Consider the following 25,769-nt stretch of genomic DNA (forward strand, 5'->3'; position numbering starts at 1 on the left):
GAAGCTAAGCGCAAAATGCCTGCGCCGCCCGCCTCAGCCCGGTATCGAAGCGCCGAAGAGCAGCATGGGGTCACCTGGTGGCGACAGCGCGATCTCGCCGCCTGCGCCGGTGACCAGCGCGCGCACCATCCAGGCTGCCGCCGTCCGCGATGCCAGTCCCTCGATCGGCAAGGTGCCTGCCAGCGCCGCGCGCAGATCGGGGTCGAGCACTACCTTTGGTCCCTCGCCACGCACCACGATCTCAGTCACGCCCGGCCGCACTTCCGCGCCAATGTCGAGTTGCCCACCACGCACCAGCGCATCGCCCGCGATCAGCGCGAGGTTGAGCAGGACTTTGACAGCCAGCTTGCCCAGCATCTGTTCATCGACCATCCAGCCGACCTTCACCCGACCGGTGGTGACGAACATGCCCTCGATCGCGACCCGCGCTTCATGGGGCGGCACCACATCGCCGACCCCGCCGGCAGAGCCGAACGCCAAGCGAAAGAATTTAAGCTTGTTGGCCGACGTCCGCGCGCTGTCGCCCAGCAGTTCCAGGCAACGCTGGCGCATTTCCGGGTCCGTCTCGTCGGCCATCAGTTCCAGGCCGTTGTTCAGCGCGCCGACCGGACTGAGCAGGTCATGGCACAGGCGCGAACAGAGCAGGCTGGCAAATTCGATGCTGTCGGTCGGGTTGGTCATGCGGGGTCTGGATCGCCGGATAGGGGTCAGGAAAATGGGCTCTCACGGCTAATGCGCTGCCCCGCCGCGCGATGCAACCCCGGCTCGCCGCCTTTCCCTCACCTTATGTCGAGCAACGCCTCCACGAATGCCACGGTCCCGCCCTGCCCCGGCTGCGCGCGCCACAGACGCACCGCCTCGCCAGCCACGATCAGCCATAGCGTTCCATCGGGCATCGCACAGGCTGCGTCCGTAGCGGAGGGGATAGCGACGCCCGACGGGTGCGAGTGATAATGGCCGATCACTGTTGGCCCACCCGACCGCGCAGCGCGGTGCGCGGCGATCAGCACCGCCGGGTCCAGTTCGAAATGGCGTGCCGGGTCGGCCGCAACATTGGCCGCCGGGGCAATCGCCTCGATGTGGCCCGCCACCCCCAGCAACAGCCCGCAAATCTCCCGATCGTCCGCCGCTGCCAGCGTCACGATCCGGTCCCGTAACAGGCTTGAAATAGTCACGCTCATGCCTACATCCCTAGCCAATGGCCGCGGGGGTTTCCATCATCGAAGCAATTATCGACGCGGGCCAGCATGGCCAGCGGCTCGACCGTGCGCTCGCCGACCTTTTGCCCGACCTCTCGCGCGAACGGATCAAGGCACTGATCGGCGAAGGTCATGTCCGCGCGAAGGGCGAGACCATCAAACTCAGCGCCTCGGCCAAGGTCGCGACCGGGCAGCGTTTCGCGATCACCCTCCCTGCCCCCGCGGCGCTGGATGCGATCGCGCAGGATATTCCTCTCACCATCGTCCATGAAGATGCCGACCTGATCGTGGTGGACAAGCCCGCTGGCCTGGTGGTTCATCCGGCGGCGGGCAATCTCGATGGCACATTGGTCAACGCCTTGCTCCATCATTGCGCCGGGCAGTTGTCGGGCATCGGCGGTGTCGCTCGTCCCGGCATCGTTCATCGCATCGACAAGGATACATCGGGCCTGTTGGTCGTTGCTAAGACAGACCGGGCGCATGAAGGCCTGTCCGTCCAGTTCAAGGATCACAGCATCGACCGTCTCTATGCCGCGATCGTCTATGGCCATCCCGTCCCGCCCAGTGCGACGATCGATACATGGATCGGCCGATCCGACGCCGATCGAAAGAAAATGGCGGTTCATCGTGAGGGACGGGGAAAACGGGCGATAACCTTCTATAAGATAGAAGAACGCTTGAGCGGCGCGGCGATGGTCGAATGTCGACTGGAAACCGGCCGAACGCATCAGGTGCGCGTGCATATGGCGCATATCGGGCACCCCTTGATCGGGGATCCGGTTTACAGTAGGGATAGAAAAGGTTTCAAATCAATACTGGAAACGCTGGGTTTCAAAAGGCAGGCATTGCACGCCAAAACCCTAGGGTTCATACATCCGGTGACGGGCTCGCCCCTCCTGTTCCAAAGTGCATTGCCCATGGACATGCAGGAACTGTTAAGCGAGCTTAGAGTATAGGTTTCGACACGTTTGTGACGGCGATTTGGATGCCTCTTCTGGGTCCCGCCGCGCATGAAAGGGAAAGGTGAAGCGACATGGCCAACAAGAGCAATGTCCCCGCGGTGCCGGCGCTGGGCGGTGAAGCCAGCCTCAACCGCTATCTGTCGGAGATTCGCAAATTTCCGCTGCTCACCCCTGAGCAGGAATATATGCTGGCGAAACGCTATGAGGAACATCAGGATCCTGAAGCGGCAGCGCAGCTGGTCACCTCGCATCTGCGCCTCGTGGCGAAGATCGCGATGGGCTATCGCGGCTATGGCCTGCCGGTGAGCGAGCTGATTTCCGAAGGCAATATCGGACTGATGCAGGGCGTGAAGAAATTCGAGGCCGAGCGCGGCTTCCGCCTGGCGACCTACGCCATGTGGTGGATTCGCGCCTCGATCCAGGAATTCATCCTGCGGTCCTGGTCGCTCGTGAAGATGGGCACCACCGCGTCGCAGAAGAAGCTGTTCTTCAACCTGCGCCGGATGAAGAATAATATCGAAGCGTTCGAGGATGGCGATCTCAAGCCTGAGGACGTCACCAAGATCGCCACTGATCTTGGCGTGTCTGAACAGGATGTCGTGTCGATGAACCGTCGCATGGCGATGGGCGGCGACACGTCGCTCAACGTGCCGATGCGCGAAGATGGCGAAGGTCAGTGGCAGGACTGGTTGCAGGATCATGATCCGCTGCAGGAAGAGCGCGTCGCCGACGAGCAGGAGCGGACCCAGCGCCATGAAATGCTGGAAGAAGCGATGACCGACCTCAACGATCGCGAGAAGCATATCCTGGCCGAGCGTCGTCTGGCCGAAGAGCCCAAGACGCTGGAAGAACTGAGCCAGGTCTATGGCGTCAGCCGCGAGCGGGTGCGCCAGATCGAGGTCCGGGCGTTCGAGAAGCTGCAAAAGGCGATGATGCGGATTGCAGGTGACCGGCTGGGCCAGATGGCGCGTTTCGCCGCTGCCTGACGGATAGCACTACCGGCATTAAGAGGCTCCGGCATAAAGCCGGGGCCTTTTTTGTGCGCGCGGGTTGAGCGGCGTGGCGGGAGTGCGTTACGCTCCGGCCATGACCGCAAAACCCCTCCGCTCTCCCCGTCGCCGTTCGCGCTGGATCGTCCTTCCCTTCAAGATCATTCTCGGCTTTGTCGTCCTGTCGCTGCTGATGGTGGTGGTCTATCGTTTTGTGCCGCCGCCGGTGACCATGACCATGCTGCTCGATCCCAATGGCATCACCAAGGACTGGATGCCGCTCGACGAGATGGACCCGGATATGGCCCGCGCGGCGATCGCCGGGGAGGATGGCAAATTCTGCACCCATCATGGCTTCGATGTCGATGCCATCACCAAGGCTGCGTTGAACAATGCCAGCGGCGGACGCATCCGGGGCGGATCGACGATCAGCCAGCAGACCGCCAAGAATGTGTTTCTCTGGCAGGGTGGCGGTTTCGTGCGTAAGGGGCTGGAGGCCTGGTTCACGGTGCTGATCGAGGCGATCTGGGGCAAGCCGCGGATCATGGAAGTCTATCTCAACGTCGCCGAAACCGGTATCGGCACCTATGGCGCGCAGGCGGGCGCGATCCGCTATTTCAATCATGGCGCGGGCCAGTTGACGCGCGCGGAAGCCGCTCGCATCGCCGCCGTTCTCCCCCTCCCCAAGAAGCGCGCGGCCGTTGCGCCCACGGGGTTCACCCGCCGCTATGGCAACACGATCGCGGCACGGATCGGCGCAGTGCAGCGGGACGGGCTGGATAGCTGTTTGCGGTGACGCCCCCTCTTAACTTCGCATATTTCCCGCAGATTTCGATATAAAGTTGTGCGTGGCTGATCCTATCGGCAAGTGCGGCCGAACGGGCCACATCCTTTTATAGGCGGGCGTAGCCAAGTAGGACAGCGCGATTGCAGGCATGGAAAAAGGGCGGGGATTGCTCCCCGCCCTTTTCCCGATTTCTGATCGTCTGGACTTAGAAAGCCACAATCATCGACGCACTGATCGCGCGGGGCGCGCCATAGTTGACGAAGGTGCTCGCCGCAGTCGTCAGACCGCCACTGAACGAACCAATGTAGAATTTGTCGAACAGGTTGGACACGTTCAGCTGGAAGAACGACTTTTCCAGGCCAAGGTTCGCCAAATTGTAGCGCAGGTCAAGATCGACGACGGTGTAACCCGCCACCTTGAACGTGTTGATATCGTTCAGGTAACGCGAACCGGTGCGCTTGATCTGGGCACCCAGATCGACCGGGCCCAGTGTACCTTGAACGCGACCGCCCCACAGATAGGCCGGGGCACCGCGTTCGCGATTACCCTTGGTTGCCGCGAAGGTGGTCGCACCGGTCTGGACATCCGCACCGATTTCGGACTCGATGTACGAACCGAAGGCATAGAGCAACAGCCCGTCCATTGGGCGCACCGAAATATTGGCGTCTACGCCATATTTCTTCACGCCACCCAGGTTGGTGTCGATGCTGCAATCGCATTCGAAGCTGTAGGCCGAAGCAATGCGGTTCTTATACTTCGCATACCAACCGGTGACAGCCGCCTGAACGATATTGTTCTGGTAACGCAGGGCGAGGTCGAAGCTGTCCGATGTTTCCGCCACTGGCTTCGATGCATCGTTGCTGCTCGGCAGGTAAATGGAGTTATACAGCGTATCCGTGCCGGGGACCGAAATATTCGCAGCATAGCTACCCGCAAGGCTGATTTCAGGCGTGATCTTGAAGATCGCACCTACATTCGGGAGCAGCTTGTCATAATTATAGACGCGGTTCTGCGGCGCCGCGAAGGTCGGGTTAGCAGCGGCATAGGCCGCAACATTGCCGCTGGCGATGCAGTTCACATTGCCGTTTGGCGCGCTCGTAAAGCAGTTCTGCGTCAGGTCGCGCTTGAAGAAGGGTGCGCGAACACCAAGGTTGACCGTCAGCAGATCGTCAAAGAACGTACCACGATATTCACCGGCAACCTGATGCAGGATCGCATAGGACTTGCGATCACGCTTTTGGAGGATGTTGCCAGCGGCATCGGCCAATGGATCGTTCACCGGGAATACGTCGGTTGGCTCACCGTTGAACTGAATGAGCGAGCCCTCGCCCGTTTGACGGTGACGTGCGCGATCGAAGCTGTACGACAGACGAACGCGGTTGTTGTCGTCCAGTTCGTAGGAAAGGTTCGCAATGGCGACCCAACGCTTGGTCTGCGTCTGGCTGGGGTTGCCAATCAGAACACGATCGGATTCGCGAACGGTCGTGCGCGTCCCGTCCGAGTTGGTGATTGTGTAATCCTGGATGATGCCGTCGCCGTTCAGATCAACGCCAAGCGTGCCGTCGCCGTTCAGATCACGGTTGAAATAGGCGCTGCCGTTGAAATAGCCGGACAACAGGTTGTCGCCCTGAGCAAAGGCCGATTCATAGGCCGAGGTCGTACCACCGCCGTTGGCCTTCACATATTGATAGGCTGCGTCGGCCGAGAAGATCAAACGATCCGTCAGCGTCAGGCGCGTGCTAAGGCGGGCGTTACCGGTGTTCGACGGATTGTAACGACGCTCGAACTGGGTACCGCAACTGTTCGTCTGATCAGCGATGCCTGCATCCGCGACTGTGTTGATCGCGCAGGGAATGCCGCCGGACACATTGTAGAAGCGAGCGCTCTTGTCACCACTGAACGCAGCAGCCGACGCTGGCGAACCACCAAAGTTATTGCGGTTGACGTTATAATGGCCTGCAAGCGAGATGAAATCGCCGTTGGTGCCAATGTCCTGCCAGATTTTCCCGTTATACTGGGCTTTCTCGATCTTGCCGTAGTCCGAGAAGCTCGCCTTATTGTAGGCGCGCGAGGCCGAGAGCCAGGCTTTGGTGCCTTGGCCAGTCAGGTCGCCGGTCTGGATCATGCCGAATACGCGGTGGAACGGGCGATCGCCGGAGCCTTCAGCCACGATGTTACCATAGCTCACGCTCGCCATCGCACCAAAATCGTCGGTCGGCGTCAGCGAGTTGATGTTGACGGTGCCGCCAACAGCTGCGGCCGTCGGGCTGTCGACATCCGTTGCGCCCAAGTTGACGTTGATGCTTTCAACTAGTTCCGGGTCCAACTGCTGGTTGGTGTAGATTGCGTAGTTACCGGAATCGTTCAGCGGGATGCCGTCCAGGATCTGCGCGATACGATCCGAGCTGAAGCCGCGGATGGTGAAGCTGCCGCCCGACGAACCCCAGGGATCGTTGTTGGTGAAGCTGACGCCAGGCACCAAGTTGATGATTTCATTGACCGACTGACCAGGGCGCTGACGCTCGATGATTTCCTGGGTCAGAACGACCTTGGCCTTGGCCGAGTCGGGGATGCGTACACCGCCGATGCCTTGATCAACCTTGGCACCGGTGACGACGATGGAATCGTCGAAATCCTGCGAACCGGTCGACTGCGCGAAGGCGGCGCCCGGAATGGCGACGGCGATGATCGCGGCGCTGCCCATTAGAAACTGTTTCATTTGACCCTTTTCCCTTTTTCAAAGGTGGCGCGTGGGCGCCTGTGCTGTGCTGTTCTCTCAAGCCGGGACCGCATTTGGCGGTTACTGGCGACGGCCCTGTGATGCTCTGATTGCAAATTTGTTACAATGCAGCATCCAGACTGTCACATTCCCCCTCCACCCCGCGCCGTTGCGCTTGGGGACGCCCCGCTTCTGGCCATAAATCATTGCATTTTAGTGACTTAATGGTGCGGTGGGGACTTAGTTTGACAGTGGTGCAATTTTGCAACGCAGCAGGAATTTTTGTGCGCTGCACCCGCAGATCATAAAAAAGGGGCCGACGATCGCGCGTCGGCCCCTTTGGGATCAGTTATGGACAGGAAGACGTCAGGCGGCGTCTTCGGCCCGATTCTGCTTTTCGCTGAATACGCGGACCGGCTCTTTCTTGCCTGCGACCACATCCTTGTCGACCACCACTTCGCCTACACCCTGCATCGAGGGGAGATCGAACATGGTGTCCAGCAGGATCGATTCGAGGATCGAGCGCAGGCCGCGCGCGCCGGTCTTGCGTTCGATGGCGCGCTTGGCGATCGCGGTCAGCGCGTCGTCGGTGAAGCTCAAGTCGACATTTTCCATGTCGAAAAGCTTGCCATATTGCTTAACCAGCGCGTTCTTCGGCTCGACCAAAATCTTGACCAGCGCGGAGACATCCAGATCTTCGAGCGTCGCGATGACGGGCAGACGACCGACAAATTCGGGGATCAGGCCGAATTTGAGCAGATCTTCCGGCTCGCTCGACCGCAGCAATTCGCCGGTCTTGCGCTCTTCGGGCGCGGCAACATAGGCACCGAAGCCGATCGACTTGGCTTCCAGACGGTCGCCGATGATCTTTTCCAGACCCGCAAAGGCCCCGCCGCAGATGAAGAGGATGTTGGTCGTATCGACCTGCAAGAACTCTTGCTGCGGATGCTTGCGCCCGCCCTGTGGCGGCACCGACGCGGTTGTGCCTTCCATCAGCTTGAGCAGCGCCTGCTGCACGCCCTCGCCCGAAACGTCGCGGGTGATCGACGGGTTCTCGGCCTTGCGGCTGATCTTGTCGATCTCATCGATATAGACGATGCCGCGCTGCGCCTTTTCGACATTATAGTCGGACGCCTGGAGCAGCTTGAGGATGATATTTTCGACATCCTCGCCGACATAACCCGCTTCGGTCAGCGTCGTGGCGTCCGCCATGGTGAAGGGCACGTCGAACGTCTTGGCCAGCGTCTGCGCGAGCAAGGTCTTGCCGCAACCGGTGGGACCGACGAGCAGGATGTTGGACTTGGCGAGTTCGACCTCGCCCGGCTTGGAGCCGTGGTTGAGGCGCTTATAATGGTTATGGACCGCGACCGACAGGACGCGCTTCGCCCGGTTCTGGCCGATGACATAATCATCCAGCACATCGCAGATTTCCTGCGGGGTCGGCACGCCGCCATCCTTCTTGCCGACGAGACCGCCCTTGGTCTCCTCGCGAATGATGTCGTTGCACAGTTCCACGCATTCGTCGCAGATGAACACGGTCGGCCCCGCGATCAGCTTCCGCACCTCATGCTGCGACTTGCCGCAGAAGGAGCAGTAAAGCGTGCTTTTTGAATCGGAGCCGGTAAGCTTAGTCATTCGCCATTCTTTCTTCCCTGCCGGTTCCACGATCGACCTGATCGCATCGGCGAGGGATATTCTGGTCCAAAGGCCATCCTAGACCGTGGCGCGCCGTTTCCACAAGGGGAGAAGTGGCGCGCCGCGGCAAAGTCAGCCATCAACTATCCGACGGATCGGCCAAGGAAGGCCGCTGGTCGAACACTTCATCGACAAGGCCGAAAGCCTTGGCCTCATCCGCTTCGAGGAAGGTGTCGCGATCCATCGCCTTTTCGACCTCTTCCAACGACCGTCCGGTATATTTGACATACAGGTCGTTCAGGCGACGGCGGATACGCAGGATTTCCTTGGCCTGGATCTCGATATCGGACGCCATGCCCTGTGCGCCGCCGGAAGGCTGGTGGATCATGATCCGGCTGTTGGTGGTGGCAAAGCGCATGCCCGGCTCGCCCGCGGCCAGCAGGAAGCTGCCCATCGAGGCGGCCTGGCCCACGCAGAGCGTGCCGACCTTGGGCCGGATATATTTCATCGTATCGTGGATCGCCATGCCGGACGTCACCACGCCGCCGGGCGAGTTGATGTACATCCAGATGTCCTTCTTCGGATTTTCCGATTCGAGGAACAGCAGCTGGGCAACGATCAGCGAGGCCATATGATCTTCGACCTGGCCGGTCACGAAGATGATCCGTTCGCGCAGCAGGCGCGAGAAGATGTCGAAGCTGCGCTCGCCACGGTTCGACTGTTCGATCACGATGGGGACCAGCGCGGCCATGGGGTTGGTCATGATATCGGTCATTATGCTCTTTCAGTCAGCTGCTTTTGCCCACCCCTACATCGTCACAAAAGGCGGCAGGTTCAAGGGGGAACAGGTGCAGCGGGATCGGGCTAATCGCGCGCGGCGTAATCGGACGGCGCGCGGTGGGCGAGATAGGCCAGACGACGCACTTCGCGGCGGCCCCGCACGACGGTATCGAGGATCAGGCCGCACATCGCCGAAAGGGTGGCAAGGATCATGAGACCAGTCACCAATATCGCGGTCGGGAAGCGCGGCACGAGGCCCGTTTCCATATAGGTGACGATCAGGGGTGCAGCGAGGCCGAGCGCGAGCAGAGCCAGGAAGGCGGCGATGATGCCGAAGAACAGCACCGGCCGCTCGATGCGATAGAGGGTGATGATGGTGCGCAGGATGCGGAAACCATCGCGATAGGTGCTGAGCTTGCTGACCGATCCTTCGGGTCGCGCGCCATAGGCGGTGATGACTTCGGCCACCGGCATGGCGAGTTCGAGCGCGTGGACGCTGATCTCGGTTTCGATCTCGAATCCGGCGGACAGCACCGGGAAGCTTTTGACGAAGCGGCGGGAAAAGACGCGATAGCCCGACAGGATGTCAGTGAAGCTGCGGCCGAACAATTGTTTGAGCAGGCCGGTCAGCGCCCAGTTGCCGAGGCGATGGCCGGGGCGATAGGCCTCCTCCGCCTCGCTCTTGCGACAGCCGACCACCATGTCGAGATTGTCGGCGAGCATGGCGGCCACCATCGCCGGGGCGGCGGCGGCTTCGTAGGTCGCGTCGCCATCGGCCATGATGTAGATGTCGGCATCGACGTCGGCGAACATGCGGCGGACGACATGGCCCTTGCCCTGTTGCGACACGCGCCTGACGACCGCGCCTGCTTCGGCAGCGAGATCACGGCTGCCATCGCTGCTGTTATTGTCGAAGACGTAAATGACCGCCTGCGGCAAAGCGCGGCGGAAGTCGGCCACCGTCTGCACGATGGCGCCGGCCTCATTATAGCAAGGCAGGATGACCGCGATGCGCGGCGATCCGGCGGCAGTATCGCTGGCGAGAGCCATATCCACGGGCGGAAATTCCTTCATCGTCAGCCTATCCTCTGGTCGTCCGCGCACCAAGACATGGACCGGCAGGGTTAATATTTCCTCTGCCATAGCGGGCCAGACATGAAAAGCGCCCGTGCTTCACGAGGAAGCCGGGCGCTCTTTTCATCGGGCTATGGCCTTATTCGGCCTTGGCAGCGGCCTTCTTGGCAGGGGCCTTCTTCTTGGGCGCGGCCTCGGCGGCGGGCGCCTCCTCGGTTGCGACCGCGTCCTCGGCGACGTCCTTCTTGGCGGCAGCCTTCTTCGGCGCGGCCTTCTTGGGCGCGGCTTCTTCGGCGGCAGGTGCTTCGTCGGCTACCGGGGCGTCTTCTGCCTCGGCCTTCTTCTTGGGCGCAGCCTTCTTGGCCTTAGGCTTTTCGTCATGGTCATGACCGCAATCGGGGCCATGGACATGCGGCTTGAGGTCGCCGTCTTCGGCTTCGATCGCCGCTTCCAGCTCTTCCTTGGTCACGGTGCGTTCGGTGACTTCGGCCTTGTCGAACAGATAGTCGACGACCTTGTCCTCATAGAGCGGGGCGCGCAGCTGGGCGGCGGCCATCGCGTCCTGACGGACATATTGCACGAAACGCTCGCGATCCTGCGGACCGTACTGCTGCGCAGCCTGCATGATCAGGCGGTTCATTTCCTGTTCCGACACGGTCACGCCATTGGCCTGGCCGATTTCCGAAAGCAGGAGGCCAAGGCGGACGCGACGCACGGCGATGGCGCGATAGTCTTCCTTTTCAGCTTCCATTTCGGCGAGCGCGGCAGCGGGGTCTTCTTCATGACCCGCTTCATGCTGAAGCTGCGCCCAGATCTGCTCGAATTCGGCTTCCACCATGCTCGGCGGCACCTCGAAGTCGTGCGAGGCGGCGAGCTGGTCGAGCAGCTTGCGCTTCATATGGGTGCGGGTCAGGCCGTTATGCTCCTGCTCGATCTGCCCCTTGAGCAGGTCGTTCAGTTGCGTGAGCCCTTCCAGGCCCAGCGACTTGGCGAATTCATCGTCCAACTTGGGCTTGTCGCCGTCGAGGATCGACTTGACGGTGACGTCGAAGGTCGCCGCCTTGCCGGCCAGATGTTCCGCACCATAATCTTCGGGGAAGGTGACCTCGATGGTCTTTTCTTCGCCCTTCTTCACGCCGGTCAGCTGTTCTTCGAAACCGGGGATGAACTGGCCTGCACCGATCTTGAGGCGGATGTCGTCGGCCGAACCGCCTTCAAAGGCTTCGCCATCGACCTTGCCGACAAAATCGATGACCAGCGTGTCGCCGTCCTGCGCGACATGATCGTCGGCATGTTCTTCAAGCGCGCCCTGCTGGGTAGCGATGCGACCGGCCGATTCCGCAACCTGCTCGTCGCTGACGGGAACGGTCAGGCGCTCAAGCTTGAGGCCATCGACGCTGGGGGCGGCGATTTCAGGCAGCACTTCCAGCGCGACCTTGATCTCGGCATCCTTGCCGAACTCGAAACCCTCGTCCAGTTCGACCGAAGGCTGCATCGCGGGGCGCAGCTTCTGGTCGGCGATCAGCTTCTGGATGCTTTCCTGGATGCTGTTGTTGAGCGCGTCGCGCTGCAAAGCCTCGCCATGCATCTTCTTGACCAGGTTGGCAGGCACCTTGCCGGGACGGAAGCCAGGCATCCGCACCTGCGGCGCCATGGTCTTGACTTCCTTTTCCACTCGCGCGTCGATATCCTTCGACGTGATGGTTACGGTGTAGGCGCGCTTAAGGCCCTCGTTCAACGTCTCGACAGTCTGCATCTCTTCTCTCAAACGCTTTCTTCAGCTGAATTTCGGTGGCGCCTGCGATGGGCCGGGGCCTGGCGCACTGGTGCGGGCGAAGGGACTCGAACCCCCACATCTTGCGATACCAGAACCTAAATCTGGCGCGTCTACCAATTTCGCCACGCCCGCATCGGTCGCCGGTCGGCGCGGCATAGAGAAAAGCGGGGAAAGAGGCAAGGGATAGTGGCATGATGCCGGGAACCCTGTTGCCGGGCCGTGCGTAGCCTATCGACCAACCCCATAAAGGAGTGCCGCAATCATGGCTACCCAGCCCGATCCCAATCCCGACGGCCTGCCCCCACCCGACATCATCGAGCCGCAGTCGCCCGATGAGATGCCCCCGCCCGCGACTCCGGTCGAATTGCCGATGACAGAGCCGGACGAAATCGTGCCTGTCGGCCCGGATTATGACCAGCCCAACCGCGCACCGGCAGAGTTTCCCCCTGACTGAGTAACGAACAGTGTGATGAAAACCACATATCGATAATTTTCTTACTCAAAGTTGGAACAATTTGGTCGATCGCAAAAATTTCGTCGCCGCGCCGCTGGACAGCCCCCTGCAAGCATGATTGAATTGTGAAAGAAAAAAGAAATCGGGAGAGGCGCGGCTGATAAAATAAGGGGGTCGACGTGCATAAGGTTCGCGCCAAATTAGAATGGTTCAAAACCGTGATATTGCCGCAGGAGGCCGCGCTACGCGGTCGCCTTCGCCGCATCCTTCCCTCAGCCCATGAGCTGGAGGATATGTGCGCGGAAGTCATGGCGCGGGCCTATGCCACCGATAATTGGGAAAATGTGACGACGGGCCGCGCCTATCTGTTCACCATCGCCCGCACCCTCGTGATCGACACGGCCCGCCGCAACAAGGTGGTCAGTTTCGAAACGATCGCCGATCTGGAATTGCTGGGTGGCGACAATAATATCGAAGCGCAATTGCACGCCCGCGAGGCGCTGCGTCAGGTCGAAACCATTGTCGAATCGCTGCCGCCGCAATGTCGGCGCGTCTTCATTCTTCGTCGCATCCACGAAAAATCGATGCTGGAAATAGCGGAGGACATGTCGCTATCCGTTTCTACTGTTGAAAAACATCTAGCCAAAGCAATCGCAATAGTTATGCGGGCCTGGGCGGAACGTGAGGAAACGGATTTCGAGCGTGCAGGCGTCGGGGCCAACTTCAAGCAGCGGTCCCAGGGACGCGATCGAAGCGGAAGCCGCGCGCCTGCTGGCTAAGCTCCATAGCGATCCGACACCCCAGGAAGAAGCCGAGATTTGCGACTGGGTCGAGTGCGACCCACGCCATGCCGTAGCCTTTGCCCGTGCCGAAGCCGCATGGGATGCGGCCGAGCGCCTCAAGAGCGCCGCCGCCGATGTCACCCTGCCTTCGATGCCGGAGATCGTCAGCGAAGAACAGCAGCGCCGCCTGTCGCGCAACATCATGATCGCCGCTGCCGTCGCGATCCTGTTCTTCATCTTTGCCGCCATCGTCACCGTCCGCACGTTCAGCGGCGTCGATCGCTATGAAGCGGCCCTGGGCGAAATTCGCGACGTCACGCTGGATGATGGCTCGATCGTTCACCTCAACAGCGACAGCGAAGTGGAAGTCCGCTTTACCGGCCATGGCCGCAAGGTGCGGATCGTCAAGGGCGAGGCCTCTTTCGAGGTGGCCCCCGACAGCGAACGCCCGTTCGACGTGGAAGTGCGATCCGCCCTGATCCGCGCCGTCGGCACCGCCTTCAACGTGCGGATGCGGCCAGCGCTGACCGAATTGACGGTGACGCACGGCACGGTGACGGTCCATTGCGGCAACAAGGCGCAGCAACGGGTGACCGCTGGCAATGGCGCGGTGATACAGCCGCGGACCATCGTGCTGACGCGGTTGGGCGACAGGCTGGTCAGCCAGCGCATCGCCTGGCGCCATCAAATGCTGGAACTGGATGGCGAAACCATCGAGCAGGCGACGGCCGAATTCAACCGCTATCGCAAAGCGCCGATCCTGATCGGCGATACCCGCGTGTCTCCGCTCCGAATCGGCGGCCGCTTCCGCGTGCATGACAGTCGCGCATTCCTATCGGCGCTGGAACGCACCTTGCCGGTGCGTACCGTGCGGGGCGAGGATGGATCGGTCATGCTGCTCTATCGCGACGAAGAACCGACGCAGGCGAGCGAGGGCGACAGGTCTTAACCCAATAGCTCCCGCACCAGTTGCGGCACGAGGTGGCTGGCCGGGCCGAGGCGGCTTTCCTCGAAATAGATACTGCCGGCCGATGGATCGAGATTGAGTTCCATTGTTCGGGCACCGAAATGGCGGGCCGTCTGCACGAACCCGGCGGCGGGATAGACCGCGCCCGATGTGCCGATCGACACAAACAGATCGGCGCGGCGCACCGCTCCGTCGATGGCATCCATCTGATAGGGCATTTCGCCGAAGAAGACGATGTCGGGACGCAGACGGGGCTGCGCGCATCCGGCGCAGACCGTCCCCGGCGGCAAGGCTTGCGTCCAGGGCACCGCCTTGCCGCACGCGGCGCAGAGCGCGGATTGCAGTTCGCCATGCATATGGATCAGCCGCTTTGCCCCGGCGCGCTCATGCAGGTCATCGACATTCTGCGTCACGATCAGCAATTCGCCCGGCCAGGCCGCATCGAGCGCGGCCAGCGCTTCATGCGCCGGATTGGGGGAAATGGTTGCCAGCTTCGCCCGACGCTCGTCGTAAAAACGATGCACCAACGCGGGATTGCGCGCCAGTGCCTCAGGGGTGCAGACATCCTCGACGCGATGCCCTTCCCACAGGCCATCCGGCCCGCGAAAGGTGGCAAGGCCGCTCTCGGCGGAGATGCCCGCGCCGGTGAGGATGACGATGGTCTGGAGGTCGGGATTCATGGCATGACTATAGCCGAAATTGCTGGGACGAGAATGGGTGGAATGGGGACGGTCAGCTTTCGTTCGATTAGAGGAAGAAGCAGACACAATCAGAAGCCGTCAATTGGCTGCTGACCAGTCGGGCATTTTCATGGTAGCTGTCCCCGATGAGCGACATTCTCTTTACGGTATTTTTCGCAATTGTCGGATGCCTTATGGCGACGAGGCTTTACCTGCTTGTGACCAAGGGCGAGTTGAACGTCAAAGGCGTTATATATTCAAAGGGCGAAACGCCTGTAGCTTACGGTGCGACAACGATTTTTGCTTCGATAGGAATGCTATTCTCATTTCTTATGGCCGCGATCGGCATCGTGACGATTTTCCAAGGGCCGTAGTGATGGTTCAATCACGTAGACCCAGCGTAAACCACCGCTGCGAACGGCGATCAAAGGTGGAAAGCAGACTGTCTGGTTTCGAAGATTTAGCCATGCATTGCAGACTTGCGCGATCGGTGCGATCAACTCCTCATGACAGCTCTTGATAGTTTTACCTTGCCAATGATCGGCCAACCAACGTGGGGAGCCAAGCAAGGTTATGCCAGCTTTTTGACCTTCGAGTTCGGCGACCCTGAATTAAAAATACAAGAATGGCGCTCGGAGCAGCGAGGCTTTCGACGGCAGGCTTATGTTCAAGGCCGGTGGCACGTCTGGATTTATTGCTGCGAGTGGCGTGTAATCGTTGACAGTCAGCCAATCGCGTGGAGCGAAGATAGTAGAGATGACATCTCCCGCGCCACCGCTAACCTCGATGGGCAAAAACTGACTAAGATTTCGGTGCTTCCTTCTGCTGGCCGATCCAAATTTGAATTTGATCTTGGAGGCCTTCTCGAAACTTGGCCAGCCGGCGACGATCCGACTACAGAACAATGGTTCATTTATGGGCCAGACGACGTCTTTGCCTATCGTGCAGATGGTCAATACAGCCTTCATTCAGCCGATACAGCGCCTGAGATGGCGCTCTGGCAACCGCTCACTTAAACGTCTGCTTTGAGGCTTTAATCCGTTAGTTACCTATGACCTGCTTTGGTCGCTTGCAGAAATCATTGGCCATGGGCGTGCCCATGATCCTCGACGCGATGCCCTTCCCAGTGCCCATCCGGCCCGCGAAAGGTGGCAAAGCCGCTTTCGGCGGAAATGCCTGCGACGGCCAGGATGGCAATGGACGATATATCGTGGATCATGACGCGGCTTTGGCCTGCCGGAGCGTGGCGAGAAACCGACTATCGTAAGCCACCGGCGGACGGGTCACGCCGCCAAGTGCCACGCCCGGTCCCGCCATGCTTCCGCCAGGACCGGCATGTCGGCCAGTTGCGCCACCGCGTCGCGGTCTGCCTTATGCCCGCCGCCGATCAGCAGGTGAAAGACCCTTGCGATGGGCCATTCCGGCAAGGGGCGGTCGAGCAAGGCCATCCGCTCGCCTGCCTGCGCCTCGCCCTCGCGGATCACACGGAAATAGAGGCCGCTGCGGCCGGTCTTGACGATGGTGGCCAAGACATCGCGCGCGCCGAAGCGATGATCGAGCTTCCAGCAGGGCTGGCGCCCATGGCTGACCTCCACGATCGCGCTGCCCAGGGTGAAGCGGTCCCCTAAGCAGATCGTCTCTTCGGTCATGCCCCGCGCGGCGATATTTTCGCCAAAGGCACCGGGCGCGTCCAGCAGCGGATGGCCCGGCTTGCGGTCGCGCCACCAGGCATAATGGTCCTGCGGGTAGAGATGGATCGCCTTGTCCCAGCCGCCATGATGGATGGGATCGGCGACCTGATCGCCCTCCAGACCGCCCCAGCCGATCCGCACCGGGCCGGTCACGGGGGTCTTGGCGATGGCGCTATAGTCGGGGCCGCGAAAGGGCGCTGGTTTGCCGACGAGCAAGGCATCGACTGTCATGAAGGGCGTATCCATGCCGCCATGTTGCCATGGCTGCGGACCGCTGGCGAGGGCCGATCGGCGGCAGGTGGCGTCAGGCTGGGCTGATTTCCGAACGCAGCTTGAGGACTTCGCCGCCATTGTCGGAATGGATCAGGAAGGCGGGATCGTTGGGCGATCCATTGCGACGGATCAGCGATCCTTCGATCGTGCGTTCGACATGGCGGTCGAACCGCTCGGTAATGTGACCCCGGCCGACGCCCTGCCCCCAGTTCCACTTGACCCGCTTTCCCTTGCGAAATGTCTCGGTCATCAGGGCATCCTCTTCCTGTCGGGCGCATGCTGCGCCAGCCGGTTTACATGACAAGCGAAGGTCAAAATTCCCAACGGCTTAACCGGTTCCCTTGGGTTTTACATTCTGTTGGGCTAAGGGGCGGCGATGGATGCATCCGGCCTTCGCGTTGCCCTGTTCAGCGGCAACTATAATTATGTGCGCGATGGGGCGAACCAGGCGCTCAACCGCTTTGTCGGCTATCTGCTGCGGCAAGGCGCGGCGGTGCGGGTCTATGCGCCGACAACCGACACGCCGGCGTTCGCGCCTGCCGGTGACCTGGTCAGCACGCCGTCTTTCCCGGTGCCGGGGCGCAAGGAATATCGTGTCCCCTATCGCATGTCGGCGCAGGTTCGCCGCGATCTCAAGGCGTTCCAGCCCAATCTTATCCATCTTTCCAGCCCCGACCCGCTCAACCATCGGGCGCTCAGCTGGGCGCGGGATCATGGCCTGCCGACGGTGGCGTCTGTCCACACCCGGTTCGAAACCTATCCGCGCTATTATGGCCTCGCCTTTCTGGAGCCGCTGATCGAATCGATGCTGCGGCGTTTCTATCGCCGCTGCGATGCGATCGTCGCGCCGTCCGATTCGATGGCGCAGCTGCTGCGCGAACAGCGGATGAGCTATGATGTCGGCATCTGGACGCGGGGTATCGATCGCGACATCTTCAACCCCGGCCGCCGCAGCCTGGAATGGCGGCAGTCGCTGGGCATGGCCGATGACGCGCCGGTGATCGGCTTTATCGGGCGGCTGGTGATGGAAAAGGGGCTGGACGTCTTTTCCGATGCGATCGACCAGTTGGCGGCGCGGCAGGTGCGGCATCAGGTGTTGATCGTGGGCGAAGGCCCGGCGCGCGAGTGGTTCCAGAACCGGTTGCCGAACGCCGTCTTCACCGGCTTTCAGGGCGGGCCGGATCTGGGGCGCGCGGTTGCGAGCATGGACATGCTGTTCAATCCGTCGGTTACGGAGACGTTCGGCAATGTGACGCTGGAGGCGATGGCCTGTGGCTTGCCCACCGTGGCCGCGCGGGCGACCGGCAGCGAAAGCCTGGTGACGGACGGTGTCACCGGTCGGCTGATCCGCCCCGGCGCGATCGGCGACTTTGCCGATGCCTTGCAACAGTATTGCGACGATAGCGCAGCGCGCGCGCGTGCCGGCGAAGCGGCGCGCACACGGGCGGAGCGCAATGGCTGGGACCAAGTCAACCAGGCGTTGGTCGACACCTATCTGCGCGTGATCCGCCAGCGGGCGCAGGGTATGGTGCTGCGATCCAGCCCCGTTCCCTGAGCGCCCTGCCCTCCCTATATAGTCGCCATGGCTGACCTGTTTGCTTCCGACGATGCTGCGCGCGATAGTGCGCCCCTGGCCGACCAGTTGCGGCCGCGCACTTTGGCGGAGGTGGTCGGGCAGGAGCATCTGACCGCGGCGGATGGCGCGATCGGGCGGATGGTGACGGCGGGGCGGCTGTCGTCGATCATCCTGTGGGGACCACCCGGCACCGGCAAGACGACGATCGCGCGGCTGCTGGCCGATGCCGTGGCGATGCGGTTCGAGCCGATTTCAGCCGTGTTTTCAGGCGTGGCGGACCTCAAAAAGGTGTTTGCGGCAGCCAAGGACCATGCGCGGCAGGGCGCCAAGACGTTGCTGTTCGTGGACGAGATCCACCGGTTCAACCGTGCCCAGCAGGATAGTTTCCTGCCCTTCGTCGAGGACGGCACGGTGACGCTGGTCGGCGCGACGACGGAGAATCCGAGCTTCGAGTTGAACGCGGCTTTGCTGTCGCGGGCGCAGGTGTTGATCCTGCGGCGGCTGGACGCGGTGGCGCTCGAACAATTGCTCGATCGGGCGGAGGCGTTGACGCAGCGGCCTCTGCCGCTGACCGCCGCCGCGCGCGATGCGCTGCTCGCCAGCGCCGATGGTGACGGGCGCTTCCTGCTCAACCAGGTAGAGACGCTCTATGCGATCGACCTGCCCGAGCCGCTCGATCCGGCGGGGCTTTCGGCCCTGCTCCACCGCCGCGTCGCGGTGTATGACAAGGATCGGGAGGGGCATTATAATCTCATCTCCGCCCTGCATAAGTCGCTGCGCGGATCGGACCCGCAGGCCGCGCTTTATTATATGGCGCGGATGCTGACGGCGGGCGAACAGCCGCTCTATGTGCTGCGTCGCCTCGTGCGCTTCGCGACCGAGGATATCGGCCTCGCCGATCCGCAGGCGGTGGTCCAGTGCCTGGCCGCCAAGGATGCCTATGAATTTCTGGGCAGTCCCGAAGGCGAACTGGCGATCGTGCAAGCCTGTCTCTATTGCGCGACCGCGCCCAAATCGAACGCCACCTATGCGGCGATGAAGGCCTCGTTCAAATCGGCGCGCGATACCGGATCGCTGATGCCGCCCATGAACATCGTCAACGCGCCCACCAAGCTGATGAAACAGGTCGGCTATGGCAAGGGCTACCAATATGACCATGATACGGCGGAGGGGTTTTCCGGCGCGAATTACTGGCCGGAGGAGATGACCCCGCAAACCTTCTACGCGCCGACCGATCGCGGTTTCGAGGCGCGGATCGCCGAGCGGATCGCGCATTGGAACCGGTTGCGCGCCGAGCGGCAAGAGGGATGACGCCGCGCTTCGAGCGCTTCGTTGCGATCGACTGGTCGGGCGCGAAGGGGGTGCGACACAAGGGCATTGCGGTGGCGGTCTGCGACGCAGGCGATGCCGCGCCGTGTTTGGTGGAACACGCCGGGCGAGTCTGGTCGCGCCAGGCGGTGGCGGAGTGGCTGATCGAGTCCTGCGCGCAGACGCCGACCTTGTTCGGCTTCGATTTCAGCTTTGCCCCGCCTTATGTTGCGCGCGGGGCCTATCTGCCGGGCGATGTGGTGCCGCAGGATGCGCCCTCCTTCTGGGCCTATGTCGAGTCGGTTTGCGACGATGTCGATCTGGGCGCGGCCAGCCTGTTGGAAGTCGCCCATCGCCGCCATTTCTATTTCGGCAAGGCGGACGGGGTGAAAGCGGACTATATGCACAACCGCGCCTGCGAAGCCCATTATAATGCGGGCGGCGGCGGCAAGCCGTCCACCGTCTATGACGCGATCGGCGCGGCGCAGGTTGCCAAGGCCAGTTTTGCAGGGATGCGGCTGTTGCATCATGTCCGCCCGCATGTGCCGATATGGCCGTTCGATCCCCTGCCTGCCGCCGGTTCGCTGATCGTTGAAATCTACACCAGCATTGCCGCGCGCGCCGCCGGTCGGCCAAAGGGACGGAGCAAGATGCGCGATCTGGAGGCGATCAACGCGGCGTTGGCGGCGCTGGAGTCTGCGCCCTATGCCGAATCGCTGCCCGATGACCATGGCGCCGATGCCATCGTCACCGCCGCCTGGATGCGACGCGCGGCCTTGGAGCCATCGCTTTGGTCGCCAGCGCCACTGAAGCCGCAGATCGCTGCAACAGAGGGCTGGACGTTCGGCGTCATCTGATAGTAAGGGCGTTCGGCCCGATGGGCGCGCCGGATTAGCACAGGGGTAGTGCAGCGGTTTTGTAAACCGAAGGTCGCGGGTTCAAATCCTGCATCCGGCACCGACATTAACATACATCTTCGGCGGTTTGCGTTTGAAAGGGCATTTTGTGCTCCTCTCGCGCATACATCAAGGCCAAACGAATCGCCTTTTCTCGGCGGCTCGATTCGACTGCGGAGCGCGCGCATGAGCGTGCTTTCCTTCGGCGATATCGCTGCGGGCTTCACCGATCGGAAAGATCCTGATCGGAAACGCACGCCCCGCCGCAACAGCTATGACATCGATGATGAACGCGCTCAGGTGTTCAAGCCCGTCCGCGATGGATGGGACTGGATAGGTGCCATCTTGCAGGCGTTCGACGAGCTGCTCCACGACCAGCGCACAAAGCGCTACCGGGAAGCGGATCGCCTGCAGGACGGGGACCGGCGAATCTTGCTCAGCTTTCTGAAGCTGATCGATTTCAAAACCGGCCGCCTCGATCCTAGCTATCAGGAACTGGCCGACCGCGCCGGTTGCCATCGGGCGACCGCGATTGAAGCCTGTAAGCGATTCGCGAAGTGGCTCGGCCTCAGATGGGTGCGCAGAACAATAGCCGCGGAAACGGTGGGAATGGCCGGACCTCAACGAGAGCAGATCAGCAACGCATTCTGGTTCGACATCTGCAGCGCGCCTCGCCGGGTGTGGCATACGTTCAGGGCGGCGCTAAAGCGCAAGGTCATCAAACGACATGGTCGCACCCCAAAACATTTGACCGCACCGCCTAAGCCGGAGGCTGATCCCGCCCTCCTGGCCGTCCTTGATGCTTTGGAGGCCGGGGTAGATCGTCGCGATAGTGCTAGTCGGAAGTCCCGACACTATCCGAGGGTAGATATATAAAGGGGATGAGGACTGGCTTCGCCAGGCTTTGATTTGAAGGAATCGCCACAGCCGTCGCCTGAAATGGCGTCCATCCACTCTCGACGCGCCGTCGGGAGACGGTGTCGCTTGCGCGCCACCGGGGCTTCCCAGGGGGCGCCCAGGGTAAAATCCTGTGCCATTGACCGCCATCCGTCCCCAGCCCCGTCGCTGCATCGAAACGCATCACATCGCGGTGTGAAAAATGGGCAGTGTAAGGCAGGCCGTCAGCCGCTTGAACGCCGCTTCACCAGTGCATCAAAAGCGACATAAAAAGTGCGCGGGCGAGGCGGGGGAATAAGCGCGCGATTCGGGGTCGCCGCTCGGTCCGGGCCGAGGAGCTCTCCCTCTTGACCCTCTCGGCCTGGATCCTACTCCCCGGCCCCGGCCGTCCGCCCCGTCGCCACGCAATACCACTTGACCGAATCGAGAACGAAGCGCGAACAAGAGCGATGCCGCAGGAAGATCAGGATCTCGCTCGAGAGTTCAACACGATGACAATGATGATCGAAGAGGGGCATTCGCCCCATCCCATGGAGATATGGGAACTGGTCTGCGCGTTGCGAGAGGCAGAGAAATTTGGCTGGGCCAACCGGCTGGCCGATTATCTACCGGATTGAAAACGCAGCTTGCTCGCTGAAAGTTGAGAAGGGACAAACCCATCGATTGATGGCCGCACGCCCATGTCGGCTCGTCGCGTGGCGAACGCACACTATCGATCCTATTATCGATTCGGGCCTCTGTTCATATGTTGGACAGGTTATCCCCAACAGTCTGAATGTCACGTCCGCAGGGCGTAATTTGAGGCTGCAAATCTAGTGCGTAGACAGCGGGCTATTGTTTTTTGCCCGCGTCCGGCGGATGGTTCGACGATTAACGGTGATCCACCGCCCAATTGCTGAAGAGGAATGCGATGAGTATCATTTCTAATAGTGCAAGGCTTCTGTTGCTGAGTACGCTGTTTACTGGCGCAGCGACTAGTGCGTCAGCACAGACGCAGCCGCTTCCTGACGCCCCCCTTGAAGTGACCGTTACTTATCCGACCCCGGAGGAGCGGTCCGAACTGTCCGAAGGCCCGAAAATAGAGGGCATCATTTCTGCGCGCAGCGGTGCCAAAGTGCAGGTCACTGCCGTTGATGGTACTAAATCGATCGTCACGATCGACGACATGACCCGCATCACGGCCAGCAAAGGCCTCTTTGGCTTGGACAGCGATAAGCTGGCAGCGACCTCGCTGATTAACGGCCTGCCGGTGACCATCAAAACGTTGCGGTCGGGCGACGCCCTTCTGGCAAGCCAGATCAAGCTGACCGGCAAGGATCTCAAGACTGCCACGATGATCCACAACGGAACCGATCAGCGCTTTAACGAGCAGACTGCTGCTACAGAGGCACTGCGCGGACGCATGGGCGAGATCGATCAGTATAACATCAAGAGCACAACCAGCGTGAACTTTGACACTGGCAAGGCTGTTCTATCCCCGCAAGCGAAGAGCGACCTGTGCAATGCTGCGACCACCGCGCAGGGCATGGACAATGCCCTCCTGCTCGTCGTGGGATATACCGATTCCACAGGCAGCGCTGAATTCAACCAGGCACTGAGTGAAAAGCGAGCCGGTGGCGTCGTCAATTATCTCCAGCAAGCCTGTCACTGGAAGCCCTATCGCATGTTGACCCCCACCGGCATGGCACAGGCAGACCCGCGGGCGGACAATAGCACGGAGGAAGGCAAGGCACAGAACCGTCGCGTCGAGGTAAACATTCTGGTCAGCAAGGGGCTGGACGGCCTTTGATGTAAGGGATGGGGCGCCCGGCCCCATCTTATACCAGCCGTTGTGTCTCCCATCTCCAGTCTGCCATCGACCAGATTGGGATACTCGGTCATGTCATCATTACGCCTGAAACCCGCCGCTCATCTAGATGGCAAGGCGAACGCTGCACGACCGATTATGGGTATTCTGTGCGCCTGATGTCGTCGTTCATACCGCCGTGTTCAGCTGCGCCGCCCAAGTGGTTCGCGACACGATTGGAGGGCATCAACCCGACGTTTGGATATGGGATCGCTATACCGGTCAGCAAGGACATGGGCTGCACCACCAGACCTGCCTCGCCCGTCTCGACCGCAAAGCGCGCTTCGTCGAACACTACGGCACCGACCTTATCGGCATGCGCCTCCAAATCTGGTTCGATCGCGCCTTCGGCCTTGCGCGCGACATTGCCAGGCTCGCTGCCTCCACGGTAAAAAACCGAAAGCGTGCATTGCTACGCGACCTTGATGCGATCCTAGACACTGCCACCGACTGTGAACTGGCGCATAAACCTCTCGGCCAAATCAGGCGCGCACGCGACCAAATGCTCACCTTCTGCGACTTCCCCGGAAAGGTCGACGCCACCAACAACGTCAGCGAGCAAGACCTGCGGCCCAGCGTCATCCAACGCAAAGTCACAAACTGCTACCGCGCCAAATGGGCTGCCGATGCCGAAGCCGACTTGCGGACAACCGTCGATACCGCACGATTGGCCGGCGCAAACCCCTTCCACGCGATCCTTGGTGCTATCCCCGCCTGAAGGCTCAAATCACGGGGTGGGTAATTACTGAACACCTAACTATGTAAGCCTTTGATACAATCCTATAAGTTTAACGAAAGGCAAAAGACCCGACCTGCTCCAAGTCTGAGTTATAATATGCATCTCAAGCGGCCGCAAATTTCCAATTCGCCCTGAATGCAACCCAAAACTCTTACATTCATCATTTTCTAGTGCTCTCAATCGAGCTGCTGACTTCGTTTCTGGCATGTCAATTGTCGATTTAAACAAAGTAAAGAAATTTTTCTTACGCACCACATACAGGTCATCAAGATTATATTTGGCTGCACAATATGCATAATAAAGGAGGAATTCCGTCGATTTTTTAAAAACTAACATATCGAGAAAACATTGTTGAAAACTCTTTTTCTCCTTTTCTTCAATAGCTTCTGTCATTTCAATAACTAATTTTCGATGCTGAACTATCGGAGTAATTGTCGGCAACCCATCTATAATAAATCTATCTGAATAACTGAAACCAAAATATTCAAAACACGTTTTTAAGTGATTCTCGAACGGACTTCCGGTGTAATCAGATAGCGAAACGAATGGTAATCCGCCTAAGTCAAACAAATCAAATTCGTTTACATTTCGTATAAAATGGTTCTTAGTGTCAAGAACATAAATATATTCTGACGTTGCAACGCGAGATGCAAGCACTTTAAGTACTTGCTGCATTCGCCACCCGGTATAACGATCAGTCTCTGATAAGAAATTAGAGCGCGGTAAAACCCTCAGAATATCTTTGATATCGGAATTGTCTTTATAAAGAGTTTCGAAAACATAATCTGTTGGCCCATCATCATTCCAAATCACTATATAATTATTAATCAGATTTGGGTCGACAAAATGAGCAATAGATTTAGCTTGAAGCCGAAGTAAATCAAATTCTCCAGCGTGAGAAACAACTACTATATCTAATTTTTTATTCATAGGTTATCTACATTTTTTAACAAGTAACCAACCCTTTTAATAGCCAGCTATAAATTAGTTTACTCTCAATAAAATCATTTTGAAACTATAATTAAGCCCAGAAGCGTAATTACCTAACCCCTCGTACGGGGGCTCAGGCGAAAATGGCGCCCAGGATGGTGCGGAAGGGGAGTTGTCCGGTGAGGCACGCAGTGTCAACGGTTTACCGCAGGGCGGCCTCCGCGTCTGCAGCACATTTGGCGCGATAGCCGTTGGCAACCTTTCGCTGGATGACGCCTGGCCTGTCCGGGGCTGCCCCGACGACAGCGGGCTGGGACGTTTGCGGCAGAGGGCTGCGGCCATATCGCGAGCGAGATCGCGGTAATTAGCCGCCGCGCCGATGCTTGCGATTGCGAGGACAAAGATGTGGGCGCGTTTCACCGCCGCATGGTTCCCCATTTGCTGTATGTCTGCAATGGGGCGATTGTTGCCGAATGATTTTTTCCGCGCGACGTCAGCTTTCGCCAATCATCTCCCCAAAAGCTGACTGTCTCAAATCCACCCATCGCGGGCATATCGCCCGCCTAAATCGCTATGCCCTTCCAGTGGACGAATAGTCCGCCTTCGGGCGAGAAAAGCGGAACGGGAAGAATGCGACCAGCTGCCCGACCAAAGCATTGGCGGGCAGCTGTCACAGGCTAACCCGTCTTATTCAGCGGTGGGGCTTTGAGGGTTGGCGGGAGTGGCGTAAGCCTTTGGCTTGCTGTAGGAAATTGGATGTCTAGACCAACCTGCAGCGAGGCAAAAAATGCCACAGGCCACACCCGCC

At 60.1% G+C, this 25,769-nt stretch carries 26 protein-coding genes, 2 tRNA genes and 1 pseudogene; 16 read left to right on the forward strand and 13 right to left on the reverse strand.

The features are described 5' to 3' along the window. Positions 1–33 precede the first annotated feature (33 nt). Entirely contained in the window at positions 34–681 is a 648-nt protein-coding gene (locus SxD43FB_RS18340) for a histidine phosphotransferase family protein (RefSeq protein WP_096063415.1), read from the reverse strand. Between the two features lie 98 nt (positions 682–779). Further along, the gene (locus SxD43FB_RS18345) at positions 780–1,181 is read right to left on the reverse strand and encodes a M67 family metallopeptidase (protein WP_096063416.1); all 402 of its coding nucleotides are present in this window, start codon (positions 1,179–1,181) and stop codon (positions 780–782) included. A 17-nt stretch (positions 1,182–1,198) separates the two neighbouring features. Here SxD43FB_RS18345 and SxD43FB_RS18350 point away from each other — a divergent pair, with 17 nt between their 5' ends. The 3 genes from SxD43FB_RS18350 to mtgA all read left to right on the forward strand — a co-directional run bounded on the left by SxD43FB_RS18350 (position 1,199) and on the right by mtgA (position 3,946). After that, entirely contained in the window at positions 1,199–2,155 is a 957-nt protein-coding gene (locus tag SxD43FB_RS18350) for an RluA family pseudouridine synthase (RefSeq protein ID WP_096063417.1), read from the forward strand. 77 nt (positions 2,156–2,232) lie between these two features. Next, positions 2,233–3,147: an RNA polymerase sigma factor RpoH gene (gene rpoH / locus SxD43FB_RS18355; RefSeq protein ID WP_096063418.1), complete on the forward strand. Its 915-nt coding sequence runs from the start codon at positions 2,233–2,235 to the stop codon at positions 3,145–3,147. Between the two features lie 100 nt (positions 3,148–3,247). Then, complete coding sequence (gene mtgA / locus SxD43FB_RS18360; protein ID WP_096063419.1) at positions 3,248–3,946, forward strand: monofunctional biosynthetic peptidoglycan transglycosylase; 699 nt, start codon at positions 3,248–3,250, stop codon at positions 3,944–3,946. Between the two features lie 196 nt (positions 3,947–4,142). Here the strand turns inward: mtgA and SxD43FB_RS18365 are convergent, their stop codons facing one another. The 6 genes from SxD43FB_RS18365 to SxD43FB_RS18390 all read right to left on the reverse strand — a co-directional run bounded on the left by SxD43FB_RS18365 (position 4,143) and on the right by SxD43FB_RS18390 (position 12,054). After that, on the reverse strand, positions 4,143–6,656 hold the full coding sequence (locus SxD43FB_RS18365) for a TonB-dependent receptor (RefSeq protein ID WP_096063420.1): 2,514 nt from the start codon (positions 6,654–6,656) through the stop codon (positions 4,143–4,145). A 366-nt stretch (positions 6,657–7,022) separates the two neighbouring features. Then, positions 7,023–8,291 carry an ATP-dependent Clp protease ATP-binding subunit ClpX gene (gene clpX / locus SxD43FB_RS18370; protein WP_069066358.1) on the reverse strand — a complete coding sequence of 423 codons (1,269 nt, stop codon included), beginning with the start codon at positions 8,289–8,291 and terminating at the stop codon, positions 7,023–7,025. 139 nt (positions 8,292–8,430) lie between these two features. Further along, positions 8,431–9,066 carry an ATP-dependent Clp protease proteolytic subunit gene (locus SxD43FB_RS18375; protein ID WP_037475003.1) on the reverse strand — a complete coding sequence of 212 codons (636 nt, stop codon included), beginning with the start codon at positions 9,064–9,066 and terminating at the stop codon, positions 8,431–8,433. Between the two features lie 89 nt (positions 9,067–9,155). After that, on the reverse strand, positions 9,156–10,145 hold the full coding sequence (locus tag SxD43FB_RS18380; protein WP_096063421.1) for a glycosyltransferase family 2 protein: 990 nt from the start codon (positions 10,143–10,145) through the stop codon (positions 9,156–9,158). A gap of 139 nt (positions 10,146–10,284) precedes the next feature. After that, positions 10,285–11,901 (reverse strand): trigger factor, encoded by a 1,617-nt coding sequence (gene tig, locus SxD43FB_RS18385; protein WP_096063422.1) that lies wholly within the window; start codon positions 11,899–11,901, stop codon positions 10,285–10,287. A gap of 68 nt (positions 11,902–11,969) precedes the next feature. Further along, positions 11,970–12,054, reverse strand: a tRNA-Leu gene (locus SxD43FB_RS18390). A gap of 130 nt (positions 12,055–12,184) precedes the next feature. Here SxD43FB_RS18390 and SxD43FB_RS18395 point away from each other — a divergent pair. The 3 genes from SxD43FB_RS18395 (at position 12,185) to SxD43FB_RS18405 (ending at position 14,107) form a co-directional block, all read left to right on the forward strand. Further along, positions 12,185–12,376, forward strand: a complete 192-nt coding sequence (locus SxD43FB_RS18395) for a hypothetical protein (RefSeq protein ID WP_069066355.1) — start codon at positions 12,185–12,187, stop codon at positions 12,374–12,376. A gap of 179 nt (positions 12,377–12,555) precedes the next feature. Next, positions 12,556–13,155 carry a sigma-70 family RNA polymerase sigma factor gene (locus tag SxD43FB_RS18400; protein ID WP_096063423.1) on the forward strand — a complete coding sequence of 200 codons (600 nt, stop codon included), beginning with the start codon at positions 12,556–12,558 and terminating at the stop codon, positions 13,153–13,155. After that, entirely contained in the window at positions 13,079–14,107 is a 1,029-nt protein-coding gene (locus SxD43FB_RS18405; RefSeq protein WP_096063424.1) for a FecR domain-containing protein, read from the forward strand. Before SxD43FB_RS18400 ends, SxD43FB_RS18405 begins: the two co-directional genes overlap by 77 nt. Here the strand turns inward: SxD43FB_RS18405 and SxD43FB_RS18410 are convergent. After that, a complete protein-coding gene (locus SxD43FB_RS18410; protein ID WP_096063425.1) occupies positions 14,104–14,805 on the reverse strand; it encodes an NAD-dependent deacylase in 702 nt (233 codons plus the stop codon). The genes SxD43FB_RS18405 and SxD43FB_RS18410 overlap by 4 nt on opposite strands. Before the next feature lie 146 nt (positions 14,806–14,951). Between SxD43FB_RS18410 and SxD43FB_RS18415 the strand changes: the two genes are divergently transcribed. Beyond that, positions 14,952–15,179, forward strand: coding sequence for a hypothetical protein (locus SxD43FB_RS18415; RefSeq protein ID WP_096063426.1), 228 nt, complete (start codon positions 14,952–14,954; stop codon positions 15,177–15,179). Positions 15,180–15,311: 132 nt separating this feature from the next. Continuing rightward, on the forward strand, positions 15,312–15,821 hold the full coding sequence (locus tag SxD43FB_RS18420) for a hypothetical protein (protein WP_096063427.1): 510 nt from the start codon (positions 15,312–15,314) through the stop codon (positions 15,819–15,821). 86 nt (positions 15,822–15,907) lie between these two features. On the opposite strand, the pseudogene SxD43FB_RS18425 reads toward SxD43FB_RS18420, so the two are convergent. The 3 genes and pseudogenes from SxD43FB_RS18425 to SxD43FB_RS18435 form a co-directional block, all read right to left on the reverse strand. Next, positions 15,908–16,024: pseudogene (locus SxD43FB_RS18425) on the reverse strand (NAD-dependent protein deacylase); the annotation flags it as partial. Between the two features lie 64 nt (positions 16,025–16,088). Then, positions 16,089–16,742 (reverse strand): MOSC domain-containing protein, encoded by a 654-nt coding sequence (locus SxD43FB_RS18430; protein ID WP_096063428.1) that lies wholly within the window; start codon positions 16,740–16,742, stop codon positions 16,089–16,091. 58 nt (positions 16,743–16,800) lie between these two features. Then, positions 16,801–17,019: a DUF2945 domain-containing protein gene (locus SxD43FB_RS18435; RefSeq protein ID WP_037473443.1), complete on the reverse strand. Its 219-nt coding sequence runs from the start codon at positions 17,017–17,019 to the stop codon at positions 16,801–16,803. Between the two features lie 126 nt (positions 17,020–17,145). Here SxD43FB_RS18435 and SxD43FB_RS18440 point away from each other — a divergent pair, with 126 nt between their 5' ends. From SxD43FB_RS18440 to SxD43FB_RS18470, 8 genes are all read left to right on the forward strand, one after another. Then, positions 17,146–18,324: a glycosyltransferase family 1 protein gene (locus SxD43FB_RS18440; RefSeq protein ID WP_096063429.1), complete on the forward strand. Its 1,179-nt coding sequence runs from the start codon at positions 17,146–17,148 to the stop codon at positions 18,322–18,324. A 27-nt stretch (positions 18,325–18,351) separates the two neighbouring features. Further along, complete coding sequence (locus SxD43FB_RS18445) at positions 18,352–19,656, forward strand: replication-associated recombination protein A (RefSeq protein WP_096063430.1); 1,305 nt, start codon at positions 18,352–18,354, stop codon at positions 19,654–19,656. Continuing rightward, a complete protein-coding gene (locus SxD43FB_RS18450; protein ID WP_096063431.1) occupies positions 19,653–20,510 on the forward strand; it encodes a hypothetical protein in 858 nt (285 codons plus the stop codon). The genes SxD43FB_RS18445 and SxD43FB_RS18450 overlap by 4 nt, the downstream gene beginning before the upstream one ends. Before the next feature lie 28 nt (positions 20,511–20,538). Beyond that, positions 20,539–20,610, forward strand: a tRNA-Thr gene (locus SxD43FB_RS18455). A gap of 125 nt (positions 20,611–20,735) precedes the next feature. Then, positions 20,736–21,425 (forward strand): hypothetical protein, encoded by a 690-nt coding sequence (locus SxD43FB_RS18460; protein WP_096063432.1) that lies wholly within the window; start codon positions 20,736–20,738, stop codon positions 21,423–21,425. 470 nt (positions 21,426–21,895) lie between these two features. After that, complete coding sequence (locus SxD43FB_RS25340; RefSeq protein WP_176482830.1) at positions 21,896–22,063, forward strand: hypothetical protein; 168 nt, start codon at positions 21,896–21,898, stop codon at positions 22,061–22,063. A 293-nt stretch (positions 22,064–22,356) separates the two neighbouring features. Further along, positions 22,357–23,235 carry an OmpA family protein gene (locus SxD43FB_RS18465; RefSeq protein ID WP_096063433.1) on the forward strand — a complete coding sequence of 293 codons (879 nt, stop codon included), beginning with the start codon at positions 22,357–22,359 and terminating at the stop codon, positions 23,233–23,235. Positions 23,236–23,362: 127 nt separating this feature from the next. Then, a complete protein-coding gene (locus SxD43FB_RS18470; protein WP_096063434.1) occupies positions 23,363–24,010 on the forward strand; it encodes a transposase in 648 nt (215 codons plus the stop codon). A gap of 39 nt (positions 24,011–24,049) precedes the next feature. Here SxD43FB_RS18470 and SxD43FB_RS24885 read toward each other — a convergent pair whose 3' ends face one another. Further along, positions 24,050–24,961 (reverse strand): DUF6492 family protein, encoded by a 912-nt coding sequence (locus SxD43FB_RS24885; protein WP_141249538.1) that lies wholly within the window; start codon positions 24,959–24,961, stop codon positions 24,050–24,052. Positions 24,962–25,769: the final 808 nt, after the last annotated feature.

The sequence above is a fragment of the Sphingobium sp. D43FB genome, assembly GCF_002312805.1.
Classification (GTDB): domain Bacteria; phylum Pseudomonadota; class Alphaproteobacteria; order Sphingomonadales; family Sphingomonadaceae; genus Sphingobium.